Here is a 1,861-nt window from a genome sequence, read left to right as displayed (position 1 = left end):
ACGCCAGGCGCAACCGGCGCGCGCGCCGAAGTCTTCAAGCACCAGATAGATGTCGCGGTCGAGGCGGTCGGCCGGCACGATCGAGGGCGAGGAACGCATACGCTACTCCGATACGACAAGGGCGGAGAGATGGCCGCCGGCTCCAGGGGGTCAAGGAGGTTAGGCCGGGGCCGCTCCGCCAGCTCTGGCGGCGCGGCAGCGACGGCTCAAATATGCGCGCGCCCTTGTGGTTCCTGTGCTAACCGGTGGGCCGTGCCGCGCCGATCGTGCGGAACGTCGCAGCATAGGCCGCAGGAGCTGTCTAAAGGCGGCGCCTGCGGCCTCTCATTTGGCACCTTCTTTTTGCCCCCGCATTGTACGCGATGGGCGACGCTGATTTTGTTAGGTACCTGCATCAAGCGCAGAATTGCTTGCATCGGGCTGAAAAGGCGACACGCGAGGTGGACAAGGAGGCGTGGCTGCACCTTGCGGAAGAATGGATGGAGATGGCGCGCAAGGCCCTTCGTCGCAAGTTGAACTGAAGTTGGCTAATTCGTTCCTCTAGGGGAACCGTCCTCGCCTTTCGTCGTTTAGCAGGCCGCCAAACTCAAGACGATGGCCGATCGGTTGCCGGCCGGGGCCGAGCGCGAGGCGCTCCTAAGGCGAGTTAGGATCGCCGAGATCGGCGCCCATATGACTGATTGGCTGCGCTCGCCGGGTTTGCAGCCACCCAAATAATACCTTGGAACAATTGTTCACATTGATACTTAGGAACATCGACATGACAGCCGATGATCCGACGCTCCAAATGATTTTGATAATGTCAGGCATCCGGACTGCGCTGATCGGCATCATCGTCATCGTATTCGAGTGGCGCGCGTTGGTCGGGCACTGGCGCCTCCCTGCCCGCAAATCCACAATGGACGTGAATTAAGGCCACCTGAGTTGGCGGCTCTTGAGCTTGAACATGAAGGGCGCGTTGATCAATTGGCGAGCGCGCCGGTAATCGCAGGTCGGGCGACACTAATTATTTTCGACCAAGTGAGACCCGCCGGTTCACGCTGGCGGATGGGGACTGAGGAACGGAGCCCGCCAGTCTGCGGTTAGGCCCGAAGCAATGAGAGAAGGTAATCTTCGGCCTCAGGTCCTTGCACCCTGGGGCCGCTTTTTGCCAGCCTGCGCTGGTTCATGCTGGGGCCTCCCATCATTCCTGAAATAGAAACGCCGCCAGGCTCTAAATACATTGTCCTGGCGGCGATCGGTTCAGTCCAGCCCCGAGAGGGATCAACAAAATCCCGGATAATCATTGGTCCAGACGTCGGCCATGAAGGTTCAGCCCCGATCCGCTTGGTGGCCAAAGTTTCGTACTGGCTTGTTTGGCTCTTAGAGCGCATAAAATAGGCATGTCAGAATCACATCACCGATCCTGCCAGTGCGGCGCCGTTTACAGCCGTGTCGAGTCCATGGCGCCCGGCCGCCAGATAGCCAGCTTCGAATGCGCAGTTTGCGGCACCACCCTTGAGAGCTGGAATACAGCGTGGGTGCCAACCTATCGCCTAATCGTCGGACCCGTTAGGCAATCACAGCAAAGCTCCTAAAACCCTCGCTGATTGGGCAGACTTATGGCGTTGAGCTTTTGCGCCGATGTTCCTTATGTCGGGAACCCGGTGCAAGGTATATAATTGCAAAATCACCGCCCCGTCCGAGGCGCCCATTGATGACTGAGAGTGCTTCATGCTCCCGCCCTCTATGCCGAGCGGAAGCCATGTGTGAGAAGTGCGTTCAGTACGACGACAAGATCGCCCGGTATCGGCGCCTGTCGCTCGGAATCAACGACTGACAAACGCTGGACGGAATTGCAGTCCTGATCGCACAGGCGACG

General features: G+C 59.1%; 1 protein-coding gene. It reads left to right on the top strand.

Annotation, left to right across the window (positions count from 1 at the left end; genetic code table 11):
• Positions 1-760 precede the first annotated feature (760 nt).
• Positions 761-913, top strand: coding sequence for a hypothetical protein (locus AC0L3X_RS46980; protein ID WP_473317592.1), 153 nt, complete (start codon positions 761-763; stop codon positions 911-913).
• Positions 914-1,861 lie beyond the last annotated feature (948 nt).

This window comes from Bradyrhizobium sp. MI1.7 (assembly GCF_055811795.1).
Note: the sequence above shows the minus strand (reverse complement) of the source record. Positions and strands in the feature narration are given on the sequence as shown.